Here is a 14,594-nt window from a genome sequence, read left to right as displayed (position 1 = left end):
TCTGGGCTCTTAGTTACCACAGGCGACACATCAACGGAACCAAGCTCGCTGACGCAGTCTGTCAGTAGGCAGGAACCGCCGTATACGGAACCGTATGTACGGTGGTGTGGGAGGACGGCGGGGGCGACCCCGCCTCCTACCCGATTCTGGGGTATGCCCGGCTAGAGGTTTTTCAACTCATCAGCACTGGGTGTATTCAGGCCGCGGGCCTTGCGATACTCCCTCAGACCTCGGAGCCCGACCGGGATAACAAAGCGGGGCGCAAAACTGTTCCATGGGTTGGATAGGTTTTGAAGGGGGTCGAGGCGCTCCAGAATGCTGTTCCCACCGACTTCTGGCATACCGAAGTACTGCAACTCCTCCGGAAGTTTCTCCCAGGCGATTCCCGTCAGGTTGGCGATGTCGAGGGCGTTGGCCACCGGAACGCTAACGAACACCTGGGCTCCTTCCCAGTTGGACAGCACACAGCAGACGCAGAGGTCGCGCAGGTGAACGAGCTTGAGCGTCTTGGCCAGGCTGGGGCCGTCCGACTTACGGGGTGGGTGCTGCTTTCGGCTCGGGATGTACTCGAACTGGACCTTCCGGCGTGCAGCCGCACCAGCAGGCCTGAACCCCAGCTGGCTGTACAGATGCTCAAACTTCGGCTGCTCCAACTGGAATGGTGTGCTGTCGCCAGTGAGCAGCGCTTCGAGGAGGTTCGGTAAGTTCTTCTTGGCTTTGCGGTAAAACCACTCGAGCATCTCAATTCGACGCGCTTCGAAGTCCTGCCGGGCCAGTACCTTGATCACCTCAGCCTGGTTGCTACGGGCAACGAAGTGGACATCACGCGCCACCTGTTCAGGGGTGGCCAATAGGTCACTGCTGATCGGCGTCAACCTGACCTGGTTGGTAAGCCCGCCGTGCGGCATGTAATCCGGTTTCTTGCGCTCCAAGCGAACGCCAGCGCTGGTTTGCTCGAGCAGCAGAGGCTTGTTGTTCATAGCGGCCTCTGGAATGTACAGGGCCTCTTGAGGAACAGCTGCAGCGAATCGCCGTTCCATCCAACGATTTGGGGTTCTCTTCTCCGACCACTTGGGCTCCAGCGTGTGCATGAAGTCAGTGCTCAGATCTGAGCTGTTCTTTACCTCAAGGTGAGGTAGGCCTTCGAGGATGGCGGGCAGGTTGCTGCTTTGCGAAGGCAGCCATGCGTGATCTATTTGCAGCTGTGAACCCAGCGCGAGACGTGGCTCAACCTGTTTCTGCTGGAAGTATCGGATACGGCATTGCTCGATAAGCAGGTGAAGCCACAGCAGCTCGTCCGGCGCCAGGTCAGATAGGCTTCCTATCGCCGGGATATCTCTCTCGGTGGGCGCGAGGTCACGGGCGCTATCAGCTACAGCACGGCGCCCATTGTCCGCCCACACGATCCGTAGGAGCGAGTAGGGGAAGTGGCTGCCTTCAATCCGGTACTGGTTGTAGCGGTCGTTCCGGCCTCTCATCATCTCTTGCTGTAAGGGATGAGCGAACGTTCCTTTGTCGGTAAGAAGGGTCACCTGCTGGCCATTGCGGACTACCAGGACAAAGTAGCTGTCGCTGATGCTCTCGCAGAGAATTGCGCACAGGGAAAAGCCTTCTGGTATGACGCGAGCGTGCTGTAGCAGCTGGTCAAGAGTTTGGAACGCCAAAACGAAGCGGCTCAGCTGTGGCTCATGAGGGAGACCTGGCTCGCCGGCAAAGGCCGTGAGCTTCGTCAGGCGGTTCATTGCCAGAAAAGCATCAAGATTCAGTAGGGGAGCCTGCTGGCGCACAAACTCAGCCAGGGCGTCACCGTCCACATCTCCGCCTCGATAGTGAGCAACGGCTCGCTTGCAATAGCTGAAGTACTCATCGGTCGAGGCTGTTACTTCTTGCTTGGTGAACAGTTGTGCCAGAGCAGCAGCGGCTTCAGGCGATCGCCCCTCGAGCAGCCCACCACCCGATAGCCTCTCGAAGATACTTCGTACTACCAAAATGGTGCTGAACCCATCCTCAAGGCATACGACGCTACGGATCAGATCGCATGCGGCATTGATTTCACGGCTGGCCTCGGTCATTTGGACGACATAAGACGTTGCATCAACCTTGCGGCCGGCGATCTGTTCCCACAGAGCAACAGCCTGGGTGGCGAGGTCGTTGTAGGAGTCAGTTGGCATCGTCATGTCCTTGAATGGGGCTGCTCAATTTCACTTCATGGCTTGATTCTACAGGCAGGACCGAGGATGCAAGCATGTTCAGCCACTACTGGAAGAACACGTACCTAGGCTAGGGCCTGATTGAGCTTTGCAGGGTTGAGCGCTGTGGAAGGATGCATCAAAGCCATCGTCCATACGGGCGACTTACTTGTTTCTGACGCTCCGCGGGAGAAGCCTTGATGCACAACTTGATTTATGTAATCGCCGTCCTATCTCACCTAATCCAGCAGGACACCGTTGCCTGGAAGATCCTTGTTGACTACGAAACTGAGTTCCGGGCAGGCGGGGGTGACCTGGTGCGCTTCCGCGGTTTTCTGCAGGGCCTCTATGCGGCAGGCTTGCTGCCTGAACCTGATTTCAACGAGTTTGAAAGTCTGCTGACAGAGGATCCTACCCAGCCAGCAAGCGAGCAACTTGACCGCGAGAGTCGTCGAGCAATTGAGCAACGAATCACCATTGCCGCCGCAGAAGCATTGGTGGGGGCTGGGTGCTGCATCACTGTAGTGGAGGGTGATCGAATGCTCCTGATCGACAGTACTGACCCTATTGCTGTTGATGCTTCCTTGTCTGAGGCCGGCGAGCCTGGCTTCAGAGTTAAGCGAGAGGTCGACGGGAGGGTCGAGGAGGGCTGGGTGGACTTTGTCGGTGAGAAAGGAATTGAGGTTACTGCCGACGCCAAATTGAAGCTTGAGGACGCATTGCAACCGGCCAACCAACTAGCAAGACTGATCGGTCTTTGGAGTGCGGTCTCTGGCTGAGATAGGCTTGCGTATTCGGCGACTCATGTGAGGCTGATACGAGAACGATACCGAGGAAAACATCGTGGCCACCACTGAAAAGACTCCATGCCCGCGCTGCGGAAGCGCCCCGGTCATGTCGCGCCATGGCAGTAGCTACTGGAAGGCCAAGTGTCCAAATGACCATGGACTTCATCGCGTCGAGGGCCACCCTATGAAGACCCAGCGCGAGGCCTGGGAGCAATGGGAAAAGAATCATGAAGTCATGCAGGTCAAAAAGAAGTAAGTCAGCCTATAGGGATGCCCATGCACACATCACCGGAAAATTTGCTTCAGCAATGGCTGGTCTCCACTCCTGACTGGCGGCAGCACATGCTAGGAGTTCTAGGAGGGGATTACGAAGGGGTGCTGCAAGACTGCACTCTTCACTTTCGCCCTCTCGGTGTGATTGGCAACCTACGTTGCTGTGAGTCGTTGGAGGCGCCCTACAAGATCTTTGATTTGGGATATTCAATCATGGGTCAAGGACGACCAGTCATCTCGCATGATGAGTTCGAGCAACTAATCCAGAAGGGGCAGGTCTGCAAAGCATGCTTGGATGACACCGAGCTGAATCGCTTACTGGTCAATGCCTTGTCAGACGATTAATCGCTAACAAACAACCTGGCAGCTGCTGTCTTGCAGCTGCAGCGTCAACCCTTGCCGTGGGAGCCACTGAGTGCACCAAGGGTAGCGTCAGCCTCTCGGGCTTATAACGCACTTAACCGGCCTGATTGGGTTGTGAAGAAGCTAATGCGTAAGGGCCGCTTTGGCAGGTTCCGCAATACCAGCCATTGCGGTTGAAAACCGCCTTACCTGGGAGGTGCGAGTAGCAGCGGTGCTCCATGCTGTTTGCCCTGCAGGTGGGGCATGGAGGAAGGTTCGAGGGCGGCGCCGCCAGATCTGCTTCGCTCACAGACATCCCCTTGTCACTTTGGGTCGAATTCACCATTGTCGATGCGAGCCAGAAGCTGGTCGGCGAGAGGTTTCATCCCCTGATCGACAAAGGTCTGGTTTGTACCGGCGACCGAGGTGCTTACGCGGTCATTTTCGACGTCGAAAGCAATCAGAACGCACCCCGCCAGGCCATGTTTCTCAGCCAGGGAGCGAAGGTCGTCCAGGAGTGGGTGGGTACTGGATATCCGAAGGGACTTCCGCCCATCAGTAGTTGGTGCACTGCTCATGCTCGCTCCCTTTCTGGGTGTTGTTGCGGGGATGCTGTTTCGAGTTTGCTCCCGACATCCGGGGCGCCGGAGTCAAAGGGGTTGATGATGAATTTCCTTGCTGCTGCCCTGAGGGCCCTCTTGAGGGCCTGGCGCGGGAGAAAACGCACCTTGCGGAGCTTCAACACCCGTTTCGCCATCAGATCCATGACTTCCTTTACCGCGGCAGGGTCTGCGTCAATCACCGTGGCGGGGGCGCGACGGGAAAGTGTGGATACCACGTGGACTGATGCTTCGAGCGCGAAGGACGGCTCGACAGGCACAACTTTCACAGACCCGGCAACTGCTTCAATTCGGAAGCCATTGCCATGAGCGTCGACTGCAATTACCTGCAAGCCATCTTCAAGGCTGGCCAATAGTCGCCGGTGGCCAGTGACGACCTGTATGCCAGCCAGTTGAAGTTGTTCGAATACATCCATAGGGGAGCCTCTAATTCACTGAGCGTCAGGGGCGGGCTGCGGGCCTACCAGGTACTCGCCATCGCGAAGCCACGACTGTTCGGAGCCATTGAAGGATTTGAAGCGATTGCCCCACTTGGCCTTTGTGATCATCACCGGCCGGGGTGCATCAACGCCATTCTCGTAGTACCAGTAGAGGCCATCGGCATCAACCTCGGCGACAGAGGTGAATTTTTCCATGTGAATCCCCTTGGGCGGGCAAACGAAGAAGGACTCAAGTCCAATCAGTAGGACCATTCTCTCATGGGCGCTGAAAGCGCAAGGCCTCAGGCCGGCGCCAGGGGGAATGGCAGTACGGCCCAGGCTCGAACCTGCGATCGCACTATGGCTTGATCGCTGAACTTGATTCGAAAGCTTTGGAGGTCTGGCGCCCAGCTTGCGTGTACAGAAGAGCCATCCGCTAGCCAGACCAAGAACCCATTGGGGCTGTTGACCTGGAAAGTGGTCACATCGGAGGGGAAGGGGCCGGCTCGACTTGGATCATCTGGGGCATCTGGATCGACAAGGACATGGTGGAACTCCAGTTCAACGCTCGTCACCCAGCTACTGCCTGATCGACACGTTTCAGCCCAGGACATCTGACACCTCTCTAACGGATAGCACTTTCTGAACGCTATCTTCGCTGAAATTGGCGTTGCCGCTAGTGCAGTCTGCCCCAGTGAAGGGGATGGTTGCCTTCGTCCCGCACCCGCCGATGTGGCGGCGGGCCAATACCGGTCGCGAACCTCCCCTCAGGTCAATAGGGGGTTGCCGCCTCGATCTTTTCAGGCATATCCTGAAAAGGTCTCGAAAGAAGGGCCGCTAGCACAGGCCCTTGGGCGCTCCCTAGAGATGATTCTGCCTCACCCTGAAATACAACCGCTTTGCATATTGGATCTCCCCACGGGAGTCCGGCGCAGTGCGGGTTAGCTAGCACCCCTGGAATAGAACTGCGCGGACTGAAGCACAAGGCCCGGCTACGCCATTGCGCGCCGGATTTGCTACCCGTACTGCGAGGAGACTCCGATGAGTCGTATTCCCTTCGATGCCCGCGACCTCGATCAGAAGGTCGTTTCTAAAGTCTTTGCCGACCTGTTCCACCCAATTGATTCGCTGTCCGATGCGGACACCAACACTTTCAACGACCTTGGTGCCCGCTCTGCGCGTTACCGCGACTTGCATGAGCTGCAGGTCGAGGCCCGCAAGAATCAGCTGCCCCCTGCCGGCAGTTTGTCCAGGGACGATATCCGTGCAGCCTTTGCCATCGGTATGCGACGGGTTGCCAATATTGGTTTGACTGAGGCTTACCGCATCACTGGTAAAGCCCGCCTTCGTCTGTTGAGCGTTGATCGGCGCACCCGCGAATGGCAGGCAGAGCAAGAAATTGCCGCCCTGAAGGCTAGCGCTGAGCGTGATGGTCTCCCTCAGGATGCCGTTGATGACATTCTGCCCGCTGCTAAAACTCCCATCCGTCAGCGCCACAAGGAGGCACTGATTGACGCAGGTGCGCCCGGCCACTACCTCACGGTTCGCTCAGACGGCAAGGCGTTCCAGTGGTCGCCAGCGTACGCCCTCTACGCTGTGCTCTACCGGGACCCGCTTAAGTTCCTTGATGGCGAACCGGCTGTTGCTGGCGCTAGCGATGCCGCCGAAGCACTGTCCGAGTTCGCCCGGAAGTGCCTTGTCCCTGAGTCGTGGGGCGACCTCGAGACTCTGGTCAGGGATGGACTGCAGGTGCCGGACTACGAGGAGCTAACCCTCTTCAATGCCAAAGGTCAGTACATCGGTCGCGTCCTGCGCCAGCGTTGGCACTTCGGGATTATTCCGGAACTGTTCTATACCGACGAGGAGCTGATACAGGGCAAGGTAGATCTCCTGAGCGGGCGCCACCTTTCTAGCCCTGGCTGGGCCAAGCATGCAAAGGACTCCGTTTTGTGCGCTGAGCCGGTCTACCACCTGCGCAGAGATCTCGCCGCCGTTTTGGTCATGCCGGATATCCCTGACATGTGGACGACTCATCACATTCCACCTGAGGGCCTGGTAGAACTCAAAGGCGTCTACTGCGGGAACATGGAGGTGGGTACAGCCAAACGGCCTCGGACCAAGACATGGGCAATCAACGGTGACCTGTACGCCCTACGGGCTGTTGACTGGTCATCGGCGAGCCAGCGTTTCTTTGGTGGTATCCAGTGGATGGATGAAAGCGACTTCCCCTTGCTCTATCCAGCCCACGAAGCAGCCACTCCAGACAGCAGCAAACTCGGGAGGCAGGCGTTTGCTGGGCTTCGCGAATCTCGTGGGCTGCTCCCGGACAGCGCTGTTGACTTCACCGATCGCGCCAAACGCCTGATGCAGTTTGAAGCTGTCGATGGAGTAGAAGCACTCACTTACCAGGGCGGTTTGCAGAGACTGATCAAGCGGATTCTTCGTGAGGTCAGCACAGAGGCGACTGAGCTGTGCGCTAAAGGCCTTTTTGAAATGCTGCACGTTCCGGGACTGGGGTACGAGGATTTTGATCTCGAAGAATACGAGGACCTCGAGGTTGAACGTCACCGACTTGGCGCTCGGCGCGAGCAAACCTTGCGCATGCTTCCCCTGTACGCAAAGCGCCTCTGTGAACTGTTCCCGCCTCTCGCACAGTTTGGCCATTTCACCCTGTGGTTCATCCTGCGGTACAACGAAGGCATCCTCGATGAGAGTGAGGAGTATTTTGATGAGGATCTGGAATTCGATGACTACGGTGCTGACGAAATCCTGATTCCCTTGATTTTGCTGGCAAGTGCTGCTGTTACGGGTGCACGACCAGAGTTCATGCAGCGCGATTCGGTATTGGTTGCCATTCACCGCTGGGTTGAGCAGGGCAAAACTTTGGATCAGGTGGGCAATATGGCCAAGGAGTTTGATCGTTATCGGACTCACTTGAACTATCAAAGACGCCTGATGGACCGGCTCGAGAGTGATATTGCGAGGCAGGTGGCCTTGCGCGACAGAGCTCGCGCTATGGGCGTGGCCTACGTGAGCGACAGGGTGAGTTCATTCGCCGGAGAGAATCCGGTGTTTATGCGATCTCTCGAAGAGGGGCGCGTGCTAATGCGTGTGGGTTCTGAGATTGGGTGGGATAGAGCGGGGGTGTAACACGGGTAATCCTGTCTGGCAAAGCGGAGCAGGGCGCCCCGCTTTTGTTGCCGGGCCGCTACCTGGCCCGGTAACCCACCTACCTTATCCGGAAAGTCGGGGATAAGGCGGCACGGGTAGCATGGAGCCTCTAAAGCCGGTGACATGTTGTCAGCTATGACTCTGACGGGCCCTAGCTATAGGGTCGGATCGATGCCCTTTTGATGAAGCTGGCATGCAAGATTTTCGGGTCAAAACCAAGGAGACCCGTATGGAGCTGCAGCTTGAAACAATCAGGGACCTCGACGACGATCACGAGGTAGGAGGGCAGGATCTGCCCTTTGAAGTAACAGTGAAGGTCGTGGAGGGAAGTGTCGAAGAGGCACTGCAGGTTCTGGGATCGCGAGATTACCGCAGCCTCGGCCTCTTGAACCTGGCCAGAGGCGATGCCCCAAACACAGTGTCATTTCTCACATTTTCCTTTGAGAAGGACATTCTGCGTCGATTTGGTATCGAGCCTGAAAAGACGCCATACGAGAAAGCGCATGCGCTCTACTACAGATCGAAATATATCCGCACAGTAGGAGAGTTGAGAGCAGCCATTGCCGATCTCCCGGATGATTTCCCTCTGGTGCAAACGTCCCGCAGGGTCGACGGCAGGGGCGAGGTGTCATCCTTCAACTGCCGTGGAGTCCACGCCATATGCCACGAATGGATAGCAGAGGGGCCAGGTGAAAGCGGGAACGACTCTAGGTGGAGTCTTCGCCTCTGCGGGTTTGATCCCGGCAACTGGGACAAGATCATGTCGGGTACCTGGAAGGATATTGATCCTGGCCAGGCTTGAACCGAGGGCTTGCAGTTTCGGAGGCGCTGTCAGAATACGGAGAACGATTACCGGAGCGACCAATGAACCCCACTGCATGCTTGTTTGCCACAGCCAACGAGAACGATCGCCAGCGGGCGATCGCCGCTGGTAAATCGGTGCTCGGCCGTGAAGTGATCCTTGATGCTCCAGATGCCGACTTCACCCCGCCTGGTAGCCGCTCGGCGCGCATCGTTAGTCACGCCAAGAATGGTCGGCGAACAGCTCGTCAGATTCGCTGGTATGTCGCTGGCAAGGCTTATCGCTCCCTCCCACTGAGTGCAGAGAACGCATCTCTGACGAATGAGTGGAAACAGGCTGGATCGAAGCAATGAAACAAGAGCTTTTAGAAGAGAGCCGGGAAGCGGCCTTACAAGCTGATAAGTGCTACTCAAAGGGCCGTCTGCGGGATGAGTTCAGGATGAAGCCCAAGCCTGGCGCCAGTCCTGTCGCTTTCTACAGAAGCGGATTCGGCGGGAAGTTCGGGGTTTACCGGATTGCGGACTGCGTTCCTCTCCGCCAGCTGTCGCAGGTTCAGCAGCCCAGCGCAAAACAGCTTCGGGCGCGGGAGATCCTGCGCGTGAAGGCAAAGATGCGGAGCAGGTTTGCAAAGGTGTCTTCTGTCGCCGTGGAATGGCTGTCTGCCAATCCGCTTGTCATCGATACCGAGACTACAGGGCTGGGTGATGACGCTCAGATCATCGAAATCGCTATCGGGGATGTTCACGGCAACATCCTTTTTAACTCTCGCCTGCGACCAACTATTCCAATTGATCCGCAGGCATCTGCCATTCATGGAATTCTGGATGCTCACCTGGTCGACGCTCCTACCTGGCCAGAAGTAGAGCCACAGGTTACCGAGCTGCTCTCTGGTCGTTGCGTGATCATCTTCAATGCCGAGTACGACAAGCGTTTGCTACGTCAGACAGCGGCTGCATTCGGGCTGTCTCAGTCCTGGCCAGAAACGAGCAGCGAACGGTGCGCTATGTACCTTGCTGCAGACGCTTATGGTGCAACGAACAAGTACGGAACGATCTCATTGGCAAACGCAGCGGCGGCGGCGGGGGTTACTTGGAAAGGTAGTGCGCACTCGGCGGCCGCGGACGTGCTCGCCACGGTTGATCTGGTGCATGCGATAGCGCGGGTTCGGAAGGACCTGGATTTAGAGCTGGTAGCGCTGCAGCAGCGATTAGCGTGAGCTGGCCCCACTGCAAAAGGTGGTTCGGGGGAGGAAGGGTGAGGGGCGGTTTCAGGTTCGGACACCTGCCGCGGAAAACCGAGGCAGGGTCACGATACCCATTTGAAAGTAACGCCTCCCAGTGAGAGGGGCGAACCCAGCGTTGAAACACATCCAGATGATCAGCAGGCCGAAGTTAGGCATTGTCATGCTCTCGCATCAGTGCTTTTTTGCAGCGTTCTGCCGATCGAGCTTAATCGCTACCCACACTGCTAAGCCGCCGATAGTGGCCAGCGCAAGCATTGTGAAGGTAATGAGCCATCCGATAGGTTCCATACTGTTCTCCATATTCCGATTTTCACCGGTTTACTTGATTGTCGCAGAGTACACCCTCAACCCAACCATAACGACTGCCAGCAAAAGACAGCACATGGCTGACCAAGCTACGTAGCCGAACTGGGCCGCGGTCAAAGGGTCCTTACCTACCAGCAACGAGCAGATCAGGAAGAAGAAACCCACGCTGAAGTTTCCTGCCAGATCGGCGATTGCACCAAGCGTTGTCGCTAGGAAAGGTTGTGATGTGGCAGCTGAAGCCACCGGTGGAGCGGCTTTCGCTCCTGATTTAGGTCTGTTTTTCTTTTTGGACATAGCGTCTCCTGTTGTGCCCTCCCCAAGGCATTGATTGATCCACCTGGGATAGGGAAAACGGAGAGCTCGCCTGAGGGCGATTTCTCACCCCCAGGTGGTGTGTGCTGCAAAGCAGCGATGGCACCGCTAGGCGCCAGCAACACCCTTTCGAGTGCCGCTTTTCAGTCCAGCCAACATTGGCAGGAACGGAAACCGCTTAGGAAAAATGGTTTTTCCTAAGTGGTCTCGCGACCCCCAGGTTTCCCTGGGAATCGCAGACTTTTGATAGCAAAACTGAGTGAGGATCAGAGGTTAACCGACTGAATGAAGCGGTTAACCACATCTTCTTGCTCCGATTGGCTCAAGCTTTCGAAGTGCTTTCCCCAGTGGAGGCCAGCAAACTCCTTAGCTTCGTCAATCGACCCCGAGTAGATTGCCGTAGCAGGCACTTCCACGGTTAGCGTGATGATGTCACCGGAGTCGTCTCCGAGGTCTTCCGTTTTAAGGACCAGCACCTTCGCGGTAAAACCCATTTTCGCGACATAGGCTAGAGCACCATTTCTGGTTGCCACTTGCGGGACACCATATTTTTTCGCGGATGGGTACTTCACTTCCATGAGGACGGCCTCGCATTCCGCTAAGCGAGACGTATCAATGAGAACGACCTCCTTGCTTTCAGCGAGTGTTGTCTCACCGATACCGGGGTCATCCAAACCGTCTTCAGTGTTGATTTCGATCTGCACCTGGATGGTTTGGCTTGAGGCCGTGGTAGAAGGTCCTTCCTGTGTACTGGTACCGCTATGGCGAAGGTTGTTGATCAGTTCGCTAAGAGCTTCCAGTTCTTCGGCGTCTACGACAGTCAAATCATCGCTGCAACCAGTGTTGTCAGCCGATGAGATCACGTCGTCCGCTTGCTCCCCAATTGCATCGTAACTGTCGGCCAATGCGAGCACCTCAGCCGGGACCGGGAAGCCGCTTGCCGTTACAGCGGAGAAGAAAGAGCGGAGTTGAGTTGTATAGGACATGGGATTGCTCCTGGGCAGAGTCGAGACCATATCCCCCCTATGGGGATATGAAGCCCCAATGGGTTTTGTCGGTGCTAGCTGAGCGCCAGCTTGCTTATCTCGTTATCTGCTCAAGCAGGTAACGAAAATCGGAGCCTTATCCAAAGGCGGGCTTTGGATAAGGTTCTGAAAAGGGATTTTCAATTGAAGGATGGGCTAACGATACCCAGGTTTCCCTGGGTACCGCAGACCTTGTTTGAGTCCAAGCCTCTAGATGGCCTACTCGACGATGTACATGGGGCCTTCCGGACCCTGCACCTGCGTCAGAACGACACCTTGTTCAGGTTGGAGCAAGATTTTGTCGTAGACCTTGAACGCGGTGAATGCCAGGGCATCCTCGTTGAAGTGAACATGCATGCAGGGCAGATGTTCGGCTTCGTTTTGGGGGTTGGTGTTTACCTCAGCGGTTACCGACAAGAGATTGTCCATGTGGCCTTCCAAAGCGCCTACCGTAAGGTAGATCTGCCCGTTGGAAAGTCGCTGGTCGTCGATGTCGATCTGGTGGGTTAGCGGAGCCTGTTTATCCTCGTAGCCTTCCCAGTGTTTAACCGGAACGGATTTGAGGATCGGGAATGGTTCTGCATATTGGCCCGGCTTGTTGAAGCTGGCATTGCTGCCGGCCGGTAAACCATCAACATGCTTAACCACCTCGCGAACGAACTCGGCATCAACGCCTTGTTCGCCGTACGGCGATTCGCCCACTTTTCCTGTAACTACCAGATCAGAAACGTAGAGCTCCTGGTCACCGATCTGCAGAGTGCGGGCAGCATCCTCCTCGAGGCCAACACCATCCGCATCCAGGACAATCACGCGGACGCCTTGAGAGGCAACCACGCGGGTGATCTGGTCTGCAGACTTGTAGATGACGACTGTGGGTAGTCGCTTGATCGCCTTTCTCGCCTCAGTGGCCTCTATGAGCACCAAGAGGCGCTCAAAATCGTTGCCTGAAGCGACAGTGAAGACTTTCGAGTCCTCAAGGGCGGATATGTCGCCGAGGCCTACTTCAAAGGCCCGAGCCTGTGCGCTGTTGGCGAACGACTTTGAGCGGGGGAAAACAATGCCACCATCAAAGGACACGTCAAAATACGCTGTAGATGTTTCGCGGTGGGTCTTATGTAGCTCGATTCCCTCCTCGGCCATCACTTTAACACCTTCGACGTAAGCCTCGACCTCGCCTGCGGTGCTGAAACTTCGGACTAAGTAGTCTTCAGGTAACCAGCCGCTGGCAAACGCCACGATCGACTCCTGAGATGTGAGGACAAGGGCTTTATGATTTTGCATGGACAATCTCCAGAATGAAGACCGACATGCTCTCCCTGGCCGGGAGAGACATCCCGGTAGGGGTTTTTGGATCGGACGATCCGTTTAAGTGCTGGTGAACCACCAGCTGGGTGCTGCAGCTCGCATTGAGCTAGCAGTGGAGCTTGAAATATACCGGGTTAATCGGTGAGCCGGAAGATCTTGGGGTGGCCGGATCGGAGATGGTCACTGCAGGGCTTCAAATGCGAGAGACAAGCGATCTACAGGCTTGACTAGATGGGCAATTACTTCAGTGCTTGATGGGTATACGTACGCCAGCATTCCGATCTTGTTGGAGAAGACGAGGATGTACCGCATTGGTGCCCGCCCAGGCCCTGGTAGATTCTGCCTGCCATCCTGATTCCATCCCAGACGTGTGAGCTCAGCACATTTGGTGTTCTGGTAGCTGGTAAGCATGGCGACCTCTCGGCAGTTTGAGGGGTCATAAGACCATGGGTTAGCGAAAGAGCAAGGCACCAGATGCCAGGTGAAAGTCATGCTGGCTGGCCAGATGGGATACTTTGCTGGCTTAGATGTCCCATGTGAAAGCGACGTGCAAGACCCTATCTAACCAGTCTGGTGTAGGAGCGTCACAACTCCAGAAGTGAGGTCGTATGTGCAGTCATTACGAAGCGCCCAGCCGTGAGCAGTTGGTCGATGCTTTCGGTCTGGAGCCTGAAGGGCAATACGAAATTGACCTGTGGCCAGGCCGTACGGGCGTCATGATTCGCAATCTGGTTCCCGAAGGGGATGAGCCCGTTGAAACAGTGGCCTCCACCGGTGTTTTTGGTCTTCTCCCTTTCTGGGCGAAAGGCAAAAGCTATGCGCGTAATACCTATAACGCACGCAGCGAGACGGTTGCGACGCTCAATTCATACCGTGATGCCTGGAAGAAATCGAAGCACTGCATCATCCCTGCCGCGGCGATCTATGAGCCCGATTGGCGGCCGGGGAAGCCCAGGCCAGCTCGGATTTCGCGGAAGGATGGTCGACTGCTCGGGATCGCTGGGCTTTGGGAGACCTGGAAGGATTCAGCTGGCGAGCAAGTGCACAGTTTCACGATGCTGACGATCAACGCAGATGGCCATGAAGTAATGCAGAATTACCACAAGCCAGGTGCTGAGAAGAGAATGGTCGTTATCTTGCCTGCAGGTGCCTACCGAGATTGGCTATCGGCTCGTCCGGAGGAGAGCAGAGAGTTCCTGAGGCAGTACCCTGCTGACAGGCTCCAAGGCATAACCCTAGAGCCTGAATGAGAGCAAGGCCGGAATGTCGTTACAGACTCAGACCTCGGTCTCAGCTTCGTCTTCTGTCACTTTAAGGCTGGCGGAGTAAAGCATGCCGTCACTGCCGAATCGGCAGATATAGCGCGGGTCATTGCGATAGCCATCCGCGATCGCCAGCTTCATTGCTTTGTAGGTCTCGGGCGATCGCTCACGCTGTGCGAGCGGAACTCCACCTTCGTTGTAGTAGAGGTCAACGATCGTATCCCACTGCTTGATCAGGCCAGCCCAGGCCGGCCCGTGGACGGCCATTTCATGAATGCGGGGTTTCCATTCTGGGAAAATGTCCAGCAGGCGCAGGCAGCGTCCCAAGTCAGACGGGTCAGATGGGGCGCTGAAATCATCGTCCTCTGGCGTTTCCCCAATCATGTGAGCACAGATGGCGGTGGACGATAATCCAGTGTCAGAGGACAGCAGCCAGCGAATGACTTTACGTTCGACGTTCTGCATCAGATGCTCCAGGGCAGTTGTAGATGTATCAATTCTTCCCTGATGTGTTACGGCCAGGCAGGTAGTTCGCCC

At 56.3% G+C, this 14,594-nt stretch carries 15 protein-coding genes; 7 read left to right on the top strand and 8 right to left on the bottom strand.

The features are described 5' to 3' along the window. Positions 1 to 161: 161 nt before the first annotated feature. Positions 162 to 2,171, bottom strand: a complete 2,010-nt coding sequence (locus tag A9513_RS23740) for a hypothetical protein (protein ID WP_065085754.1) — start codon at positions 2,169 to 2,171, stop codon at positions 162 to 164. A gap of 218 nt (positions 2,172 to 2,389) precedes the next feature. Between A9513_RS23740 and A9513_RS23735 the strand changes: the two genes are divergently transcribed. Together A9513_RS23735 and A9513_RS35760 are read left to right on the top strand one after the other, a co-directional pair. Further along, positions 2,390 to 2,968: a hypothetical protein gene (locus tag A9513_RS23735; RefSeq protein ID WP_065085753.1), complete on the top strand. Its 579-nt coding sequence runs from the start codon at positions 2,390 to 2,392 to the stop codon at positions 2,966 to 2,968. A gap of 64 nt (positions 2,969 to 3,032) precedes the next feature. Further along, positions 3,033 to 3,233 (top strand): hypothetical protein, encoded by a 201-nt coding sequence (locus tag A9513_RS35760; protein ID WP_141678502.1) that lies wholly within the window; start codon positions 3,033 to 3,035, stop codon positions 3,231 to 3,233. Positions 3,234 to 3,915: 682 nt separating this feature from the next. Here A9513_RS35760 and A9513_RS23725 read toward each other — a convergent pair. The 3 genes from A9513_RS23725 to A9513_RS23715 are packed head-to-tail and all read right to left on the bottom strand — an operon-like array spanning position 3,916 to position 4,847. Further along, positions 3,916 to 4,170 carry a hypothetical protein gene (locus tag A9513_RS23725; RefSeq protein ID WP_065085751.1) on the bottom strand — a complete coding sequence of 85 codons (255 nt, stop codon included), beginning with the start codon at positions 4,168 to 4,170 and terminating at the stop codon, positions 3,916 to 3,918. Next, positions 4,167 to 4,628 carry a hypothetical protein gene (locus tag A9513_RS23720; RefSeq protein ID WP_065085750.1) on the bottom strand — a complete coding sequence of 154 codons (462 nt, stop codon included), beginning with the start codon at positions 4,626 to 4,628 and terminating at the stop codon, positions 4,167 to 4,169. Before A9513_RS23720 ends, A9513_RS23725 begins: the two co-directional genes overlap by 4 nt. A gap of 15 nt (positions 4,629 to 4,643) precedes the next feature. Beyond that, positions 4,644 to 4,847: a hypothetical protein gene (locus A9513_RS23715; protein WP_065085749.1), complete on the bottom strand. Its 204-nt coding sequence runs from the start codon at positions 4,845 to 4,847 to the stop codon at positions 4,644 to 4,646. Between the two features lie 825 nt (positions 4,848 to 5,672). Here A9513_RS23715 and A9513_RS23710 point away from each other — a divergent pair. The 4 genes from A9513_RS23710 to A9513_RS23700 all read left to right on the top strand — a co-directional run bounded on the left by A9513_RS23710 (position 5,673) and on the right by A9513_RS23700 (position 9,820). Further along, the gene (locus A9513_RS23710) at positions 5,673 to 7,781 is read left to right on the top strand and encodes a hypothetical protein (RefSeq protein ID WP_065085748.1); all 2,109 of its coding nucleotides are present in this window, start codon (positions 5,673 to 5,675) and stop codon (positions 7,779 to 7,781) included. A 250-nt stretch (positions 7,782 to 8,031) separates the two neighbouring features. Next, on the top strand, positions 8,032 to 8,604 hold the full coding sequence (locus A9513_RS23705; RefSeq protein ID WP_065085747.1) for a hypothetical protein: 573 nt from the start codon (positions 8,032 to 8,034) through the stop codon (positions 8,602 to 8,604). Positions 8,605 to 8,666: 62 nt separating this feature from the next. Then, positions 8,667 to 8,957, top strand: a complete 291-nt coding sequence (locus A9513_RS35755; RefSeq protein WP_141678501.1) for a hypothetical protein — start codon at positions 8,667 to 8,669, stop codon at positions 8,955 to 8,957. Continuing rightward, the gene (locus tag A9513_RS23700) at positions 8,954 to 9,820 is read left to right on the top strand and encodes a 3'-5' exonuclease (RefSeq protein WP_065085746.1); all 867 of its coding nucleotides are present in this window, start codon (positions 8,954 to 8,956) and stop codon (positions 9,818 to 9,820) included. The genes A9513_RS35755 and A9513_RS23700 overlap by 4 nt, the downstream gene beginning before the upstream one ends. 345 nt (positions 9,821 to 10,165) lie before the next feature. Here the strand turns inward: A9513_RS23700 and A9513_RS35750 are convergent, their stop codons facing one another. The 3 genes from A9513_RS35750 to A9513_RS23690 all read right to left on the bottom strand — a co-directional run bounded on the left by A9513_RS35750 (position 10,166) and on the right by A9513_RS23690 (position 12,771). Then, positions 10,166 to 10,447, bottom strand: coding sequence for a hypothetical protein (locus A9513_RS35750; protein ID WP_141678500.1), 282 nt, complete (start codon positions 10,445 to 10,447; stop codon positions 10,166 to 10,168). A gap of 284 nt (positions 10,448 to 10,731) precedes the next feature. Continuing rightward, a complete protein-coding gene (locus A9513_RS23695; protein ID WP_065085745.1) occupies positions 10,732 to 11,451 on the bottom strand; it encodes a hypothetical protein in 720 nt (239 codons plus the stop codon). Positions 11,452 to 11,709: 258 nt separating this feature from the next. Further along, positions 11,710 to 12,771: a hypothetical protein gene (locus A9513_RS23690; protein WP_065085744.1), complete on the bottom strand. Its 1,062-nt coding sequence runs from the start codon at positions 12,769 to 12,771 to the stop codon at positions 11,710 to 11,712. A gap of 632 nt (positions 12,772 to 13,403) precedes the next feature. Between A9513_RS23690 and A9513_RS23685 the strand changes: the two genes are divergently transcribed. Then, complete coding sequence (locus A9513_RS23685) at positions 13,404 to 14,045, top strand: SOS response-associated peptidase (RefSeq protein WP_065085743.1); 642 nt, start codon at positions 13,404 to 13,406, stop codon at positions 14,043 to 14,045. Between the two features lie 27 nt (positions 14,046 to 14,072). Here A9513_RS23685 and A9513_RS23680 read toward each other — a convergent pair whose 3' ends face one another. Continuing rightward, positions 14,073 to 14,522 (bottom strand): hypothetical protein, encoded by a 450-nt coding sequence (locus A9513_RS23680; protein ID WP_065085742.1) that lies wholly within the window; start codon positions 14,520 to 14,522, stop codon positions 14,073 to 14,075. Between the last annotated feature and the right edge of the window lie 72 nt (positions 14,523 to 14,594).

The organism is Pseudomonas sp. AU12215, from assembly GCF_001675465.2.
In the GTDB taxonomy this organism is placed as follows: domain Bacteria; phylum Pseudomonadota; class Gammaproteobacteria; order Pseudomonadales; family Pseudomonadaceae; genus Pseudomonas; species Pseudomonas nitroreducens.
Note: the sequence above shows the minus strand (reverse complement) of the source record. Positions and strands in the feature narration are given on the sequence as shown.